This window comes from Microseira sp. BLCC-F43, from assembly GCF_041929235.1.
Taxonomy (GTDB): domain Bacteria; phylum Cyanobacteriota; class Cyanobacteriia; order Cyanobacteriales; family Aerosakkonemataceae; genus Microseira.
This window is the reverse complement of sequence record NZ_JBHFNP010000067.1, coordinates 34,398-51,443: the sequence shown is the minus strand read 5'-3', so window position 1 is coordinate 51,443 and position 17,046 is coordinate 34,398. Positions and strand designations below refer to the sequence as shown.

The 17,046-nt window shown below is 44.9% G+C and carries 12 protein-coding genes; 7 read left to right on the top strand and 5 right to left on the bottom strand.

Going from position 1 to position 17,046, the window contains the following annotated elements; all coding sequences use genetic code 11:
- Positions 1 to 42 precede the first annotated feature (42 nt).
- Positions 43 to 810, bottom strand: coding sequence for a hypothetical protein (locus ACE1CM_RS11245; RefSeq protein WP_374877523.1), 768 nt, complete (start codon positions 808 to 810; stop codon positions 43 to 45).
- Between the two features lie 402 nt (positions 811 to 1,212).
- Here ACE1CM_RS11245 and ACE1CM_RS11240 point away from each other — a divergent pair, with 402 nt between their 5' ends.
- Positions 1,213 to 2,928, top strand: coding sequence for an iron uptake porin (locus tag ACE1CM_RS11240; protein WP_374877521.1), 1,716 nt, complete (start codon positions 1,213 to 1,215; stop codon positions 2,926 to 2,928).
- A gap of 465 nt (positions 2,929 to 3,393) precedes the next feature.
- Here ACE1CM_RS11240 and ACE1CM_RS11235 read toward each other — a convergent pair whose 3' ends face one another.
- Entirely contained in the window at positions 3,394 to 4,134 is a 741-nt protein-coding gene (locus ACE1CM_RS11235) for a pentapeptide repeat-containing protein (protein ID WP_374877519.1), read from the bottom strand.
- A 280-nt stretch (positions 4,135 to 4,414) separates the two neighbouring features.
- Between ACE1CM_RS11235 and glyS the strand changes: the two genes are divergently transcribed.
- Positions 4,415 to 6,568 carry a glycine--tRNA ligase subunit beta gene (glyS, locus tag ACE1CM_RS11230; RefSeq protein ID WP_374877518.1) on the top strand — a complete coding sequence of 718 codons (2,154 nt, stop codon included), beginning with the start codon at positions 4,415 to 4,417 and terminating at the stop codon, positions 6,566 to 6,568.
- 449 nt (positions 6,569 to 7,017) lie between these two features.
- Here the strand turns inward: glyS and ACE1CM_RS11225 are convergent, their stop codons facing one another.
- Positions 7,018 to 10,668 carry a PAS domain S-box protein gene (locus tag ACE1CM_RS11225; protein ID WP_374877515.1) on the bottom strand — a complete coding sequence of 1,217 codons (3,651 nt, stop codon included), beginning with the start codon at positions 10,666 to 10,668 and terminating at the stop codon, positions 7,018 to 7,020.
- 248 nt (positions 10,669 to 10,916) lie between these two features.
- Positions 10,917 to 11,144, bottom strand: coding sequence for a hypothetical protein (locus ACE1CM_RS11220; protein ID WP_374877513.1), 228 nt, complete (start codon positions 11,142 to 11,144; stop codon positions 10,917 to 10,919).
- Positions 11,145 to 11,267: 123 nt separating this feature from the next.
- On the opposite strand from ACE1CM_RS11220, the gene murD reads away from it, so the two are divergent.
- Positions 11,268 to 12,614, top strand: coding sequence for a UDP-N-acetylmuramoyl-L-alanine--D-glutamate ligase (gene murD, locus ACE1CM_RS11215; RefSeq protein WP_374877511.1), 1,347 nt, complete (start codon positions 11,268 to 11,270; stop codon positions 12,612 to 12,614).
- Positions 12,615 to 12,771: 157 nt separating this feature from the next.
- Here the strand turns inward: murD and ACE1CM_RS11210 are convergent, their stop codons facing one another.
- On the bottom strand, positions 12,772 to 13,251 hold the full coding sequence (locus ACE1CM_RS11210; RefSeq protein ID WP_374877509.1) for a DUF6335 family protein: 480 nt from the start codon (positions 13,249 to 13,251) through the stop codon (positions 12,772 to 12,774).
- Positions 13,252 to 13,404: 153 nt separating this feature from the next.
- On the opposite strand from ACE1CM_RS11210, the gene ACE1CM_RS11205 reads away from it, so the two are divergent.
- The 4 genes from ACE1CM_RS11205 to ACE1CM_RS11190 all read left to right on the top strand — a co-directional run bounded on the left by ACE1CM_RS11205 (position 13,405) and on the right by ACE1CM_RS11190 (position 16,961).
- Positions 13,405 to 13,794 (top strand): DUF2267 domain-containing protein, encoded by a 390-nt coding sequence (locus tag ACE1CM_RS11205; RefSeq protein ID WP_374877507.1) that lies wholly within the window; start codon positions 13,405 to 13,407, stop codon positions 13,792 to 13,794.
- 101 nt (positions 13,795 to 13,895) lie between these two features.
- On the top strand, positions 13,896 to 14,996 hold the full coding sequence (locus tag ACE1CM_RS11200) for a DJ-1/PfpI/YhbO family deglycase/protease (protein ID WP_374877593.1): 1,101 nt from the start codon (positions 13,896 to 13,898) through the stop codon (positions 14,994 to 14,996).
- A 117-nt stretch (positions 14,997 to 15,113) separates the two neighbouring features.
- Positions 15,114 to 15,767 (top strand): phosphoribosyltransferase, encoded by a 654-nt coding sequence (locus tag ACE1CM_RS11195; RefSeq protein WP_374877505.1) that lies wholly within the window; start codon positions 15,114 to 15,116, stop codon positions 15,765 to 15,767.
- Between the two features lie 24 nt (positions 15,768 to 15,791).
- Positions 15,792 to 16,961, top strand: coding sequence for a zinc-dependent alcohol dehydrogenase (locus ACE1CM_RS11190; RefSeq protein WP_374877503.1), 1,170 nt, complete (start codon positions 15,792 to 15,794; stop codon positions 16,959 to 16,961).
- The last annotated feature ends 85 nt before the right edge of the window (positions 16,962 to 17,046 follow it).

The following is a 17,046-nucleotide window of genomic DNA, read 5'->3' as shown; positions in this document are numbered from 1 at the left end:
ATTTAATTGAGATTGAAAATCTGCAATCTGCAATCTTAAATCTTAACTTTCAGTAGTCAATGTAGCATCCACCTTTGTTAACTCAGTTTTTCCCCGCTCTGACTCAATTTTTACTTTAGTCACCCCTACTTCTAACTGAGTAGTATCGGTTTTTGCCCGATTGGATTTTGCAGATGAGTCAGCTTTTAACAAAACAGGAGGATTAACAAAACAGGGAAAATTAACAACATCCCTTGGAGTTTGCTCAGATGCATTAATTTCTGGGTTATTAAGTACGCCAGCTACCTGCAAAGCTGCCGTGACAAGTTCAGAACAAAACAGCCGCGACAGGTCTGCTTTATTGGTTAATCCCAGCACATTATCCCATAAATCTAAGCCAGAACCAAGGGGTTGATAACTGTCGTAGCGTAGCTTTTTGTTATTAGTTTGTCTTAACCAAGTTTGCATTCTTTCCAAACTGTCTTTTGCTAGCTTTTCCTTGAGCGGCACTAACCAAACCTCACCATCATACATATCTAGGCGCTTAGATAGCCAATTAATCTGAACCCCTTTAATAACTTCTTTTCCATCAGCATCTGTATAGCCAATAGAAGTGGTAGACTCGACAACTAGAAGACTTTTTCCAAATCCTCCGCCCATTTCAACTTCCAGCACTATGCCGACGTGAGAGTATATAGATCGCGTCGCCCATTTAATCAAAGAAGAAAATCCTTCTTTACCCGAAAAGGCAATCACATCGCCGCTTTTTATTTGCGACCGATATTGCTCGTACTCATTGAAGATACTCGGCTTTCTTTTAACTTGCTTCATAACCTCTTTGGTTGGAGTAAATTTCATCTATAAAAAATATCCACCAGGTGGAACTCAATTGCCATATTTTGTTAATAAAACGTAAAAATTGTGTCAATGGCTCAAGCTTTTGAATTTATTGCACCTTCAGTCTTAGTCGGGAGTGGGCGGTTGTTTAGCTGTCTGTGTAGTGTCAGAACGATTTTTCTACCCTAAGAGTGGCAATTCCTACTTTTTTGGCATTTGTATCGCCCACAGGTAGATCGGGATTGGTCACGGCAACGATATCGCATTTTGGCTCCCCAAACATCTAGAATTAAAAGAAATTCTTGCCTGCTGCGATGGCATTCCCGTCGATTCCATTTCCCGCCAACCCGTGCGGTTCTGCTATCTTAAATCTTAAATTTCAGTAGAGGAGTGCTTGTGAAAAAATATCGTCTGCCGTTTCTTGGTAGAGTAGGTTTGTCGATCTCGATCGTCGGTTGTGCATCTTTGGGTATAATGCCTGCGATCGCTTTTGATACTTCGCTGACTGAGGACTCTGACCCAATGGGACAAGTCACCTCAGTATCGCAGCTAACTGACGTAGACCCCAACCATTGGGCTTTTCAAGCGCTGCGATCCCTCGTCGAACGCTACGGTTGTATCGAAGGATACCCAGACCGCACTTATAGGGGCAACCGAGCTTTAACTCGCTACGAATTCGCCACCCAATTAAATGCTTGCTTAGACCGCGTTCAAGAATTAATTGCCGCAGCAGTTGCTGACTTACCCAGTAAAGAGGATATCGCCACAATTCGGCGATTGCAAGAAGAATTTGCTGCCGAACTTGCTACCCTGCGGGGACGGGTAGATGGATTAGAAACACGCACCGCTAGGTTAGAAGCGCAGCAATTTTCTACGACTACCAAACTGCGAGGTCAAGCGATTTTCGCGATTAACCAAGGTTTTGGCGGCGCACCCAATGGAGACGATACGCAAACAATTTTTGTTGACCGGGTGCGGTTAAATTTAATCACCAGTTTTTCGGGTAAAGACCTGTTAATTACAGGTTTGCAAGCGCATAATTTCAGGGGTAACGCATTCGGTGAAGGCAGCGTTCAAAACACTTTGTTCCCCGGTTCAACCCTGACTTCGGGAATGTCTAAATTGAGTTTTGAACCGCAATTCCCCGAATTCGATCCGAAAGATTTAAGTCGCTCTGGTTTTGGTAACAACGACATTGCACTTTACAAGCTGCTGTACCTTTTCCCAGCTACTGATAGGCTGTCTTTATTTGTTGCTCCTGCTGTTGAAGTATCAGATGCATTTCCTGCCATTACTCCCTTTGCCGATGAAGGACAAGAAGCGCTTTCCAGATTTGCCGGATATAACCCTGTAGTCCGCGTTTCTGGCGGTACTTCCGGTAGTGGTTTGGCTTCTGGTGCTGGCTTTATTTGGAATATCGCTCCCCAAGTTGATTTAAGGGCTTTGTACGCTAATGTTACCGCCAATTTGACATCGAGCGGCCCGGATGTATTACCGAGTGTTTCTGTTAATCCTCTGGGGGCGGGATTTTTTAGCGGCAGTTACGTTGCGGCGGCACAATTGACGATCAAACCTGTTAAAAGCCTGGATATTGCTTTAAACTACGCCCACAGCTATCACGAAATTAATATTCTGGGGACGGGTTTATCTCAAGCTTCAGAAAATGCTTTGGGAGGTTTGCCGCTTGGTATTCCCGTCCACGTCAATTCGGTAGGCGGTACTTTAACTTGGCGCGTGACGCCTAAAGTGGCGTTAAGTGGCTATGGTGCTGCTTTTTTTGTAGATGATTCTTCTGGTAGGGTGGATGCTTCTTCTACGCTTACCAGTTGGATGGCGGGTTTGCATTTCAAAGATGTTTTGATTGGCGGTAATAGTGCGGGTTTAATTTTTGGACAGCCGCTATTTCGCGTCGCAGCAGATGGGGATGCGAGTCTGAAAGCAAATGCCGATGTTGACAGGGCAACTCCCTATCATTTAGAAGCTTACTATCGCATTCAAATCAGCGATAACATCAGCGTTACGCCGGGAGCTTTTGTGTTGTTTAATCCTGAAGGGGATAAACGCAATGACACGACAACAATCGGCGTAATTCGCACAACTTTTAATTTCTAATACCGCAAGTTGCTAGTTATAAACATGCTAATTGCTAATTGCTAATTGCTAATTGCTAATCTTGGATTTTTACTCACATTAGCCATTAGTAGGGGCTAGGGCATTTGCGCTGTTATCTTGTCACCTGAAATATTTCTACGCAAATGCGATAGCCCTTACACGCCATTAGCTGCTATGCATGAGACAACTAGCAACTTGAGTTAATACCGTTTTCCCATGAATGCGCCACACTTGGGGGCGGGTTTAGAGAAATTGTTTGTTTTTCCCTGACGTGATTGGTAAAACCCGCCCCTACCAACATGTTTGAGGTGTAGCACGTATCAAGGGAAATTGGTATAATATCGTTGACCGTTGCATCGGAATTACTGCACGTAGGGTCAATTAGCAATTAGCAATTAGCAAGAAAAGCCGATCGTTCCGATGCAACCGGATTTGATATAAAACCTTGACTAGGAACCGGGTTTTTTAGAGAAACCGGGTTGCTTGAAACTCTGTAATTGACCAGAAACCGGGTTTTTTAGAAAAACCGGATTGCTTGAAACTCTGACAAATTTTGGTAAATTCTCCTAGAGCAAAACTTCTATGAATGGGACGACGTTGTTTGCAGTTATTTTCTAGATAAATATAGTCACAAAGCGATCGATCAAATTGGGTGTCGCTGTTGATTTTCCAATCTTCTATACAAACTCCAGTTAATATTGCCTGGTTAAAGTTCGTGTTAAGTGCTTGGGTTCGGCTTAAATCGGCGGCAAATAAGTCGGCTTTGCTTAAATCGGCGGCAAACAAGTCGGATCTGGTCAGATATGCGCCTCTGAGGTCTGCTAGTTGCAGGTTGGCTTCGCTTAAGTCTGCTAAATAGAGGTTGGCTTCGCTTAAGTCTGCCATTGTCAGGTTAGCTTGGTTCAGATCTGCTCCCCTCAAATCTGCCATACTTAGGTGTGCGTCGTTGAGGTTAGTTTGGCTGAGGTTGGCACTTCTGAGGTTTGCGCCTCTGAGGTACGCTTGGCTGAGGTTTGCGCCTCTAAGGTATGCTTGGCTGAGGTTGGTTTGGCTGAGGTTGACTTTGCTGAGGTTGACTCCCCTGAGATATAACCCGCGCAGGTCTGCTATCCTGAGATCCGGGTTGATTTCCGGATGGGTTTCCCGCCACTCGTTCCAAGTGTCCACTCCTTGCTTGAGTAGAACTAGATGTTCCTTGTTTGCCATGACCAGTAGTCTGTAATATTTATACTTGTTTACATTTACTGGGTGGTTTGACCCGGGTCAGGAAACCTTTCCCCCTGAGCAAGAGGACGTGGGGAGGGGGGGGACGCGGGGAATGTTTACGCACAACTTTCCCCATCTCCCCATCTCCCCATCTCCCCATCTCCCCATCTCCTCATCTCCCCATCTCCCCATCTCCCCATCTCCGCGTCTGGGCTTCTGCTGCCAGGAGAGGGGGAAATAGCGGTAAACTGTTTTAGCTGACTAATTTAAGCTTTGGTGTATGGCTAATTTTTTATTGGAAGTTGGTACAGAAGAACTCCCCGCGAATTTTGTCCCTAGCGCGATCGCACAGTGGCAATCTATCATCCCCCAAACTCTTGCGGAACAGTTCTTGACGACGGAGAAAATAGAAGTCTACGGGACTCCCCGCCGCCTCGCCGTCCTGATCCAAGGTTTACCCGCACAGCAAGCAGACAGAGTCGAAGAAATTAAAGGTCCTCCCGCAGCGGCGGCGTTTAAAGACGGTCAACCTACCCAGGCGGCGGCGGGTTTTGCTAAAAAACAAGGGGTAGAATTAGCCGCGCTGGAAGTTCGTCCTACGGATAAGGGCGATTTTGTCTTTGTGCGGAAAACGATTCCCGGACGCGCAACGACCGATATTTTGACCGAATTAATTCCCCAGTGGCTGGAAAAATTAGAAGGTAAGCGGTTTATGCGCTGGGGGGATGGAGACTTGCGCTTTGCACGTCCAATTGTTTGGTTGGTGGCGTTGTTGGATGATACTGTGCTGCCGATTAAGTTGGAGAATGGTAGCGACGTGGTTTTGAGCGATCGCATCAGTCGAGGTCATCGCGTTTTGCACCCCGAACCCGTTGCAATTCCCTCGGCAACAGATTACGCCAATTGTCTGCAATCTGGCTACATCGCCGTTGACCAAACCCAGCGTCAGGAAAACATCGAACGTCAAATTAAAACCGTCGATCAACAGCAAAATGGCTACGCAGAAATCTACCCAGATTTATTAGAAGAAGTTACCTATTTAGTCGAATGGCCTACCGCTGTTGTCGGTAAATTTGAACCAGAATTCTTGAATTTGCCTGTGGAAGTTATTACCACAGTTATGGTGACTCAACAGCGATATTTCCCCATATTTACCGCAGAAGACGCTCAAGAATTATTACCCTTTTTTATCACAATTTCCAACGGCGATCCAGCTAAATCTGATAACATTGCTGCCGGAAACGAACGGGTGATCCGAGCCAGGTTATCCGATGGACAATATTTTTATCGCGCCGATTTGGCTAAGCCGTTAGAAAGTTACTTGCCCCAATTGGAAAAAGTCACCTTTCAAGAAGAATTGGGTTCAGTGGGTAATAAAGTTGTCCGAATTAAAAATATTGCCGCAAAAATTACCTCACAACTGCAATTAAACGAGCTAGACAGCAACAATATCCAACGCGCAGCCTTGTTGTGTAAAGCCGATCTCGTCACCCAAATGGTGGGAGAATTCCCCGAATTGCAAGGAGTAATGGGACAAAAATACGCTTTAGCCAGCGGCGAAACGGAAGCCGTAGCCACGGCAATTTTTGAACATTATTTACCGCGGGGTGCGGGGGATAAATTACCCCAAACTTTAACAGGTCAAACTGTTGGATTAGCAGATAGATTGGATACCTTGGTAAGTATATTCGGGTTGGGAATGCTGCCAACAGGTTCTGCCGATCCTTTTGCCTTGCGTCGCGCTGCCAATGCGGTGATTAATATTACCTGGACAGCCGAGTTAGCCATAAACTTGCAACAGTTATTAGAGGAAACCGTAGCAGATTTTCTTGCTGCTTATCCCAATAAAGCCAACCGCGACGAACTGTTGCAACAATTGCAGGAATTCTTTATCCAACGCATCCGCACCCTACTGCAAGACGATCGGCAAATTGACTACGATTTAGTCAATGCAGTTTTGGGAGAAAACGACCCAGAATATACAGAAAGGGCGTTAAAAGATTTATTAGATGTGAGAAATCGGGCAATTTTCCTGCAAGAAATTCGGCATAACGGCAAGCTGGCGGAAATTTACGAAACCGTCAACCGTTCTACCCGTCTCGCCGCCCAAGGAGATTTGGATAAGCAACAGTTGGAACCCACATCTATAGTGCGTCCGGAATTGTTTCAAAAATCATCCGAACAAGCTTTTTATGATGCTTTGGTGCAGTTAGTACCGCAAACTCAGGCATCAAGAGAACAGCGAAATTATCAACAATTGGTGGAGGCGATTGGTCAAATTACGAGCAAAGTCAGCACCTTTTTTGATGGCGCAGAAAGCGTGTTAGTAATGGATGAGAATTTAGACATCCGGCGCAACCGTTTAAATCTGTTAGGATTGTTGCGAAATCATGCGCGGGTTTTAGCAGATTTTGGGGCGATAGTCAAGAGTTAAATTGGTAATTGGCTCGTTTCCAGGCTATGCCTAAAAATGTAGGGTGCGTTAACGCAGTAACGCACCATTTCTATATGTAGGGTGCGTTAACGCAGTGTAACGCACCATTTCTATATGTAGGGTGCGTTAACGCAGTAACGCACCATTTCTATATGTAGGGTGCGTTAACGCAGTAACGCACCATTTCTATATGTAGGGTGCGTTAACGCAGTAACGCACCATTTCTATATGTAGGGTGCGTTAACGCAGTGTAACGCACCATTTCTATATGTAGGGTGCGTTAACGCAGTGTAACGCACCATTTCTATCCTACTCATAACTTACGCAACGACACTAAATATGGTAGATGGTGCCCGACTCTGCTGGAAGAGAACACCCTACATATAGGTCCCTCTGCCCCTAGCCCCCGTTACCAGGATCCAGCCTGGTAACGAGGCGACGAGGCGATACTACTGACGTTGAAATTTTGATGCTTCTGGGAAATGTTGTTCGATTAAATTAACAATTTTCTCAGTTTCAAAATCTTCGCTAAGTTCAATTATGCGGTTGGCAAAGATAGTCGCTTCAGGATAGGATTGTTGGATGCGAATCGCTTCCTGCTCAACTAAATCGGTATAACCAACGTAAGCCGATTTATACAGGGTTATCAGTTGCTCAAAGGGGGGCATTACCATTTCTATTTCTGTAGGCAAGGTTTCTGGGGTTGAAATTTCCTCTTGGTTTTCATCAATCCACGATAAATTTAAATAATCCTCGATTTTGTGCAACAAATCTTCTGCTTGGATGGGTTTGGGGAGAAAATCGTTGCAGCCAGCTTCTAGACTTTTTTGTCGGTCAACTTCAAATACATTAGCAGAAGCAGCGATGATAACTGTATTTTTAAATTCGGGCAGTTGGCGAAGTTTTCGGGTCATTTCTAAGCCATCCATCACGGGCATTACTAGGTCAGTGATAATTAAATCAGGTTGAAATTCAATGGCTGTTTCTAAACCTTGTTTTCCATCAGCCGCTTCGCAAATTTCAAATCCGATTGGTTCTAACATATTGACGAGGACGGCGCAATTTTCCCAACGGTCGTCAATTACTAAAATTTTGCGTTTTTCACCTTGGTAGCCGATGATATTATGCGTTAAAACAGGGATTGAATCTATCGATGTGGCTGCTTCTGGCAAGTCGAGGTCGAACCAAAATGTGCTGCCAACGCCGGGGGTACTTTTGACAAAAATATCGCCTCCCATTAAAGCAACAATTTTCTGACTAATAGCGAGTCCTAATCCAGTTCCTTCGGCGCGACGGGAAATATCTCCTACTTGCTCGAAAGGTAAGAATATTTTTTCCAATTGTTCTGGGTTGATGCCGATGCCGGTATCTTCAATTTGGCAGCGGATTTTAGTAATTGGGAATTGGTAATTGGGAATTGGTAATTGGTCTTTTTTCCCCTCGTTCCCTGATTCCGCCGGAGAATGGAATGACCCATTACCAATTACGCCTACTTTGAAGGTGACGCCGCCGGTGTCGGTGAATTTAACCGCGTTGCTCAGCAAGTTAATTAAGACTTGGCGCAGGCGTTTTTCGTCGGCGATAATGAATTGGGGAAGTTGGTTGATGGGTTGGTAGGTAAAGTTAATTTCTTTTTCTCTGGCTCGGATTTGGAATATTTCTGTTAACCCGTTTAGGAAGGAGGAAAAATTAAATTCTTCGGGGTGGAGGTCTAGCTTTTGGGCTTCGATTTTAGACAAATCTAAAATATCGTTAATTAAGGTGAGTAGGTGAGTACCGCACTGGTGAATTATTTCTAAACCGCGCTTTTGATTGGGGTTGCAGTCTTTTGATTTTTGGAGAATTTGAGCGTATCCTAAAATGCCGTTGAGGGGGGTACGAAGTTCGTGACTCATGTTAGCGAGGAAGGCGCTTTTTGCCTTGTTGGCGACTTCGGCAGCTTCTTTGGCAGCTTGTAGGGCAATTTCTGCGGCTTTGCGATCGCTTATATTGCGAATCAAACAGATAACTCTATCCTCCTGGAAGCGAACCAGGCGCGCTTCAAATGTTTGCTCTCCTTTTGGCATGGGCAAGCAATACTCGATATTAACGATCGAGTTGGTTTGAAGTGCCTGCTGAATTGCTCCATAGATTGACTCATTAACTGCCGCAGGTAAAAATTCCTGCATCCTGTTACCCAGAAAAACTTCTGGGGGGACGTATAATTCTGAGTATTGTCTGGTGTGATAGTCCAGCACTGTACCGTCGGCAGCTACCAGGAAAAACAGATCGGGAAATGCTGCAAAAATTGCTCTGAAGCGCTCTTCACTCGCACGCAAAGCTTCTTCTGTTTGTTTGCGTTCGCGCAGCGCAGCTTGCTGTTCGCTTATATCTTGAATTTGAGAAATAAAATGAAGCGGATCTTGCTTTTCATCTCGCACAACTGACACACTCACCAAAGTCCAAATCACTTGCCCATTTTTATGCAAATAACGCTTTTCTAGATGATAATATGAAATTTCTTTAGCCAAAATTTTCCTACGATATTCTTGGCTAACTTCCAAGTCTTCTGGATAAGTAAGTTCCTGCCAAGTTAGAGACAGCAACTCAGATTCTGCATAACCAAAAATTTGACAAATTACAGAATTAACATTTAAAAATTTTCCGTCTAAGGAAACAATACACATGCCAATCGCCGCCGTTTCAAAGAAATTTCTAAACCGCTGTTCGCTTTCCCTGAATGCCTTTGTTCGTTCGACAATTTGCGTTTCTAAAATTTCATTATAGTCTGAAAATGCTTTTTCTTTTTCCGAGAAAACATCATTCAAGTATTGCATGTCTTCAAATGAACGCCGCAATTGCAACGCCATAATATTAAAAGAACTCGCCAGTTCTCCCAATTGATCGGCGCGGTCAATTTTTACTGGAGTATCCCAGTTTCCTTGAGCGATATTATTGGCGGCATTATGCAATATTAAAATGGGTTTGATTACCCAACCAGCGGTGATAATACCAATTCCTGTAGACGCAATTAAAGCGGCGAGACAAAGCAGCATAGTGGTGCGGTTGCTGGCGTTGATTTGCTCCATAAAATCGCTTTCTGGAACCACCACGACAATCAGCCAGTCTAGACCAAACTCATCCTTGAAGGGTGTGACCTGTATGAATTGCCGTTCGCCTTTGATTTCAAAATCAAGTTTTTTTGCGGTGTTAATCTTGGTCAATTCGCCAAAGTAAGAGGTCAAATACTGCGCTGTCAAGCGAATTATCTGCTCGCTACTTTCGGTAGCTTTCAGCCGTTTTATGTCTTGATTATCGGCAGTTTTTAAGAAGGGTGGTTCCGTGGTTGAAGAAGCTACTATTAACCCCGATCTCTCGATGATAAAAGCCTGTCCGCGAGTCCCGATTTTTAAACTTTGCAGGAAGTCACTGAGCGCTACAAGCGATAGATCGCTACTTAAAACACCTTGTAGCTTACCCGCCCGATCGTAGAGGGGGTAGCTAGCAGAAATACCTAAGTTTCTAGAATAAGGCATGTAGAGATAAATGGGACTCCATGTAGGTTTGCCTGCTTGCACGGCAATCTGGTAAAAAGGTCGCTTTGTCACATCATAATTTGGCAGATTGACCAACATTTTTTTTCGATTGCCTTGGCTATCTACGCCATACACTCGCAGGACACCCTTTTGGTAATTTTCTGTTAATGTAACTGTCAACCCTCTTTCATCGTTTCCACTTGAAATAAGTCCGCCCTGCGGGTTGCTGAAAGCAATTATAGTCAGTGAATCGAACGCTTGAATTTGTTTTAAAAAGTGGCGTTCTAAGTTTTTGGGATTTTTTATATCCACCTGACCGAGAGCTACAGCATTGACATTGTTTAAATTAATCTGCTGCGGTGTTTTTAGGTAATTTATGATGCGTTCGCTCGTGCGATCGCTAATTTCTCTCCGCAATTGTGAAGCAACATCGTTGACTGCTTCCTGTCCATTTTTAAACGAAAGATACCCCACTAACGCCACCGCGCCAGTAATTTGCATTACAAACGGGACTATCAGGACAATTCGCAAGGTTGCTTTGCGAGAAACTTTAGTAATAATCTTGTTGATGCGTTGTAAAATCATTGAGATAATTTATAATTTGTTGCCCAAGTAATTTATGCTTAGATGCCACCTGGATTAAATTCTCGGCGTTACAGTTAAGATGAGAACCGATGGTGTTCTATTATCAGTTAACAAAAGTAGTGCCAAGGTAAGATATAGTAAATTTTAGCAAAATAAAAACATTATGCAATCTTCGTATAGGTTTTTTCAAGATTTGTGTACTTTCAAGTAAAAAATTTATGCAGGACTGACGCAAAGAAACCGGGTTTCTAGGAAAAATTGTGGCTTTGTGACCAGAGATCGATGCAGAAACCGGGTTTCTCGGAAAAATCGTGGCTTTGCAACCAGAGATCGCCGCCAGAAACCGGGTTTCTAGGAAAAATCGTGGCTTTGTGACCAGAGATCGATGCAGAAACCGGGTTTCTAGGAAAAATCGTGGCTTTGTGACCAGAGATCGATGCCAGAAACCCGGTTTCTAGGAAGATAAACTTTGACAAATTTACGCAAAAATGGTAAATATAATCGCCTCGCCGAAACGAGGAGGGATTGCCACTAGCAACTGACAACTGACAACGGTAGGATAAAGGTTGCGTCGATCAGGGGAAACTAAAACACAGTCTATGCCTAACGCTCATATCATTGGTTTGGGGAGATCGGGAATTGCTGCGGCAAAACTGCTAAAACGGGAAGGATACTCAGTGACATTGAGCGATCTGAAAAACTCCCCCGCGTTTCAACAACAGCAACAGCAACTTGTCGATGATGGAATTACGGTCAAGTTAGGCTATTCTTTTGAACCGGATACTTCTGATAACCTCATCGTAGTTAGTCCCGGCGTTCCTTGGGATATTCCGGCTTTAATTCGCGCCAGAGAATTGGGAATAGAAACTATCGGCGAGATGGAATTAGCGTGGCGATATTTAAATAATATTCCTTGGGTTGGCATTACCGGAACGAATGGAAAAACGACTACCACCGCTTTAATTGCCGCTATTTTTGCAGCTGCTGGATTTTATGCTCCCGCTTGCGGTAACATCGGCTACGCTGCTTGCGAACTAGCCTTAGCAGATAAAAAACCAGATTGGGTAATTGCGGAAATTAGCAGCTATCAAATCGAATCTTCAGCAGCAGTGGCGCCGCGTATTGCTGTTTGGACAACGTTCACGCCGGATCACTTGAGTCGCCACAAAACTTTAGAGAATTATTACAACATCAAAGCGCATTTATTAACGCAAGCAGAGCTACAAATTTTCAACGGCGATGACCCGTATTTGCAAAAAAATGCACCGGCGCGTTTTAGCAATGCTTACTGGACGAGTGTCCAAGGGAAAGCGGATTTAATTAACTCAAAAGGCGCTTATATTGAGAATGGTTGGGTAGTATTTGAAGGAGAAGAAATTCTTCGTGCAACGTCCTTGCGGATGGTGGGAGAACACAATCAACAAAATTTGTTAATGGCAGTTGCGGCAGCTTGCTTGGCGGGGATAGGGAAGGATGCGATCGCTACCGCCATTGCCAATTTCCCCGGGGTTTCCCACCGCCTCGAACAGATCTGCACTTGGGAAGGAATTGACTTTATTAACGACAGCAAAGCCACCAACTACGACGCCGCCGAAGTCGGATTAAATTCTGTTTCTGCACCCGCAATTTTAATCGCAGGCGGAGAAGCAAAAGCCGGTGATGATACCAAGTGGCTAGAAAAAATTAAAGCCAAAGCTGCCGCCGTTTTACTCATCGGCGATGCAGCAGCAGCATTTGCCAAAAGATTGGAAGAAGTTGGTTATTCCAATTACGAAATAGTCGAAACAATGGAACGCGCCGTACCCAGAGGAGCAGAATTAGCCAAACAATATCAAGCCAAAGTTGTGTTGCTATCTCCCGCTTGTGCAAGTTTCGATCAATATCAAAGCTTTGAACATCGAGGCGACAATTTTCGGGAAATTTGTCAGAAATTAGGTAATTGGTAATGGGTAATTGGTAATTGGTAATTGGTAATTGGTAATTGGTAATGGGTAATGGCATTCCCAGGCGACCGCCTGGGGAACGAGGAAAAACAATTAGCAATTAGCCATTAGCAATTAGCAATGAGCAATTAGCAATTAGCCATTAGCAATTACCAATTACCTATTCCCGCCTTTCCTGATAATCATCAGAAGAAGCCGGATCTAATTCCCACCTGCGATCGTCGCGAGTTTCGTACTTATCAAAACCGTAATAGTCTTCTTTATCGTGCATTTCTGTACCAACAGCTTTACCCAGATCGTCAACAATATCTTGATCCGGAGTCGCAACTGTTCCACCTACCGCCTCGTCACCTACTGCTTCTGCTTGTTCCCAAGCTGCATCAATATCGCCGCCAGTTAATTCAGGGCTAGTTGAGGTATATTGTTGCATTTCATCCTGCAATCTGCGCGTGCCAATATTGTAACCAGGCTCGTCTTTAACTCCCGTTCCATAAGATTCGGTAATTTCCTGCGGCAGATCGCTAATTTGCGCTTCCTCTTCCGTATCCTCTGTATCTGGAGGCATTATATTTAAACCGATATTAGATTCCAGTTCATCGGACAAACCACCAGTTGTAGAAGATTTTGCTTTGTTTGCCATAAAACTTACTCCTGAACCCCTTTTTTAGCTTAGTTTTTATCGAACTTGCCTACCTATCTCTTTAGAGCGAAACCAAATCTATCACTTTAGAGCGAAGAAGATTTTCTCAGTAATGCCTACGCTTAGAAGCGTATCGGGGACAAGTTAAAGATCATGAAACGCGACGAGTTTCTCAAACACGTTCAAAGCGTCGCTCAGCTTGATTCGCGTGAAGAAGCTGAGCGTGCTACCCGCGCCACTTTTGAAGTACTTGCCGAACGCATTGTAGGCAATGAAGCCAAAGATTTAGCTTCCCAACTGCCGCAAGAGTTAGGACAGTATTTGCGTGGTAGAGAAGGTGAAAACGGTCAAGCTTTCTCCCTCAAAGAATTCTATCAGCGCGTAGCGGATAAAGAAGGCGTAGAACCAAACATTGCTGCGATGCATGTCAGGGCAGTATTTACAGTTTTGCAGCAAGCGGTTACCCCCGGTGAATTCGCCGATGTCCGCGCCAATTTTTCACCCGATTACGAAGAGTTGTTTGCCGTACAGAATATATCGTAATTGCTAATTGCTAATTGCTAATTGCTAATTTTATTGTTGAGGATTAGCAATTAGCAATTAACCATGAGCGATTAGCAATTACCCATTACCGAGGAATGAATATGATCTCAAACAATCAAGGCTCTCAAAAGCGCGTTGCAATCCTGTTAGAACACGGGGTTGAAGATGCTGAGTTTCAAATTCCTTATAAAGCCCTAAAAATGGCGGGAATCGATGTAGTTGTCCTCGGTTCGCGCACGAATGAGGATTATAAGGGGAAGCAGGGCAAAGTTTCGATGAAAGCCGATGCAACGACGACGGAAGCAAGCGCTGAAGAATTCGACGCTGTTATTATTCCTGGCGGAATGGCACCGGATCGGATGCGAGTTAATCCAAATACGGTGCAATTTGTGCGGTCAGCTATGCAGCAAGGAAAACTGATTGCTGCTGTTTGTCACGGACCGCAAGTTTTGATTGACGCCGATGTACTTAAAGGTAAAAATGCCACCGGATTTAGGGCAATTCGCAAGGATATGCAAAATGCCGGGGCGCATTATATCAACGAGCCTTTGGTAATAGATGGAAATTTAATTACTTCCAGACAACCGAGCGATTTAGCAATTTTTACCACGGCGATTTTAAGTCGTTTGGGTTACGGCGGGAAAGAAGCTGCACTGCCTGATGAAAGCGATACAAATGCCGAATGGTGGAAACTCGCGGATGCTTGGGGCGGATCGACTAAAGGCGAAATTGTCACCGCAATTAATACTGCCTTGGGTGGAGAGCGTTATTCCCACGAAGCATTTCAACATTATGCCGAAAAAACCTCGGATGTCGAAGTGCGTCGCCTGCTTCAAGAGATAGTTCAAAATAAACAGCATCACATTCAAATGCTAGAAGCTAGGCTCAATGAATTGGGCGAAAAACCCTCTTTACCGGCTAAAGCTGCCGATACTTTGGCGAAGTTGCAAACCTCGCTTCAAGGTAGCGATGAAATGGCTATGATGCGTCGCGCACTGGGCGATATTCAAACGGGTGTGGTTGATGTTTATAACCTGATGCTCAAGTTAACCGACCCGGTGACGGTGAGATTATTAACTCAAATTGAAGCAGATTTGTCTGAGTACGAGCGGCGTTTTGCCGAACTTTACCGTCAGCGGTTCGCCGGGGCAATCACCAAGCCAGCTAAACCCTCTACTGGCGCGGCTGTAACGGCTGCGTGAACAATTGCTTAAAGATTGCAGGTGAAAACTTAAGCTCGCAGACAAAAAATTGAAGATTTTAATCTCTGTGCCAGCTTAAATTTAAAATTGAACTGTTTTTTTCATCTGCAATTAATAATGCAATTTAAAGATCGAACCGCAGCGGGGCAAATGTTGGCAAACCAGTTATCTGCTTATGCCAATCGTCGGGATGTTTTGGTGCTGGCATTACCTCGCGGTGGAGTTCCAGTCGCCTATGAAGTCGCAAAAGCGCTGAATGCGCCCTTGGATGTGTTTCTGGTGCAAAAATTGGGGGTTCCCGGTTGCGAGGACTTGGCGATGGGTGCGATCGCCAGCGGCGGGTTCCGCGTCATCAACTTTGAAGTCGTCGCCGCCCATCGCATCCGATGTGGGATCGTTGAGCGCGTGGCGTACAGAGAACGCTGGGAATTGCAACGCCGCGAGTTGATCTACCGGGGTAATCAGCGATCGCTCGACGTTTACGACAGTACAGTCATTCTCGTCGATGACGGCATCGCCACCGGGGCTACCATGCGCGCAGCGATTTTGGCACTGCGACAGCAGGAAGCTAAGAAGATCGTCATCGCCGTCCCCGTCGCCCCCGCTAAAACTTACGCTCAATTGCGACCCGAAGTAGACGAAATCTTTTGCCTATTGACACCAGAACGTTTATATGCACTAAGCGCTTGGTACTATAAATTCCCGGCGATCGCAGACCAACAAGTGCAACAAATACTTGAGTTAGCTAACCAAAGTCAACTCGCAGCGTGATTCAAATAAAGGAAAAGAAACAAAATGAAAGCTGTTTGCTGGCATGGTGCGAACGACGTGCGCGTCGAGACGGTTCCCGACCCGAAAATATTAAATCCCCGCGATGCGATGATCAAAATTACCTCAACTGCGATTTGCGGCTCGGATTTGCATATCTACGATGGGTTTATCCCAACGATGCAGAAAGGGGATATTTTGGGTCACGAATTTATGGGAGAGGTGGTCGAACTTGGGTCGCAAGTGAAGAATTTAAAAATCGGCGATCGCGTCGTCGTTCCCTTCACAATTTCCTGCGGCAATTGCTTTTTCTGCAACCGGGATTTGTGGTCGCTCTGCGATAACAGCAACCCCAACGCTTGGATGGCAGAAAAACAAATGGGTCATTCCCCAGCGGGATTATTTGGTTACTCGCATTTATTCGGCGGTTATGCAGGCGGACAAGCAGAATATGCCAGAGTCCCCTTTGCCGATGTTGGCTGCCTCAAAATACCCGATGGTTTAACCGACGAGCAAGTATTATTCCTCACCGATATCTTTCCCACCGGCTACATGGCAGCAGAAAATTGCAACATTAAACCAGGGGATACCGTAGCCGTTTGGGGATGCGGTCCTGTAGGACAATTTGCTATTAAAAGTGCCTATATGTTCGGGGCCCAAAGAGTCATAGCCATCGACCGCATTCCCGAACGCCTACAAATGGCAAAAGAACAATGCAAAGCCGAAGTAATTAATTACGAAGAAATCGATCCGGGTGAAGCCTTAAAAGAAATGACCGGCGGCAGAGGTCCCGACGCTTGTATCGACGCCGTAGGCATGGAAGCCCACGGTACAAATATCGATTACCTTTACGACCGAGTCAAGCAAGCGGTACGTTTAGAAACCGATCGACCTACCGCTTTGCGTCAAGTAATACTCACCTGTCGTAAAGGCGGAAATGTCTCGATACCAGGCGTTTACGGCGGCTTTTTAGACAAAATTCCCATGGGCGCAGCCTTCAACAAAGGGTTAACTTTCAAAATGGGACAAACCCACGTCCACAGATATTTGAAACCTTTGTTGGAACGGATTCAAAACGGTGAAATTGACCCATCTTTTGTGATTACCCATCGCCTGAAATTAGACGAAGCGCCCCACGGATACGAAATTTTCAAACACAAAAAAGATAACTGCATCAAAGTTGTGTTGAAACCATAATAGCTAATAGCTAATTGCTAATAGCTAATTGACCCTCGTTCCCACGGATCTTGCCTGGGAACGCTATTACCCATTACCCAGGAGG

Excerpts from the sequence above, each read along its gene's own strand:
- ACE1CM_RS11200 (WP_374877593.1), top strand. The coding sequence starts at position 13,896 with ATGATCTCAAACAATCAAGGCTCTCAAAAGCGCGTTGCAATCCTGTTA.
- murD (WP_374877511.1), top strand. The coding sequence starts at position 11,268 with ATGCCTAACGCTCATATCATTGGTTTGGGGAGATCGGGAATTGCTGCG.
- ACE1CM_RS11210 (WP_374877509.1), bottom strand. The coding sequence starts at position 13,251 with ATGGCAAACAAAGCAAAATCTTCTACAACTGGTGGTTTGTCCGATGAA.
- ACE1CM_RS11225 (WP_374877515.1), bottom strand. The coding sequence starts at position 10,668 with ATGATTTTACAACGCATCAACAAGATTATTACTAAAGTTTCTCGCAAA.
- ACE1CM_RS11235 (WP_374877519.1), bottom strand. The coding sequence starts at position 4,134 with ATGGCAAACAAGGAACATCTAGTTCTACTCAAGCAAGGAGTGGACACT.
- glyS (WP_374877518.1), top strand. The coding sequence starts at position 4,415 with ATGGCTAATTTTTTATTGGAAGTTGGTACAGAAGAACTCCCCGCGAAT.
- ACE1CM_RS11195 (WP_374877505.1), top strand. The coding sequence starts at position 15,114 with ATGCAATTTAAAGATCGAACCGCAGCGGGGCAAATGTTGGCAAACCAG.
- ACE1CM_RS11205 (WP_374877507.1), top strand. The coding sequence starts at position 13,405 with ATGAAACGCGACGAGTTTCTCAAACACGTTCAAAGCGTCGCTCAGCTT.
- ACE1CM_RS11245 (WP_374877523.1), bottom strand. The coding sequence starts at position 810 with ATGAAGCAAGTTAAAAGAAAGCCGAGTATCTTCAATGAGTACGAGCAA.
- ACE1CM_RS11190 (WP_374877503.1), top strand. The coding sequence starts at position 15,792 with ATGAAAGCTGTTTGCTGGCATGGTGCGAACGACGTGCGCGTCGAGACG.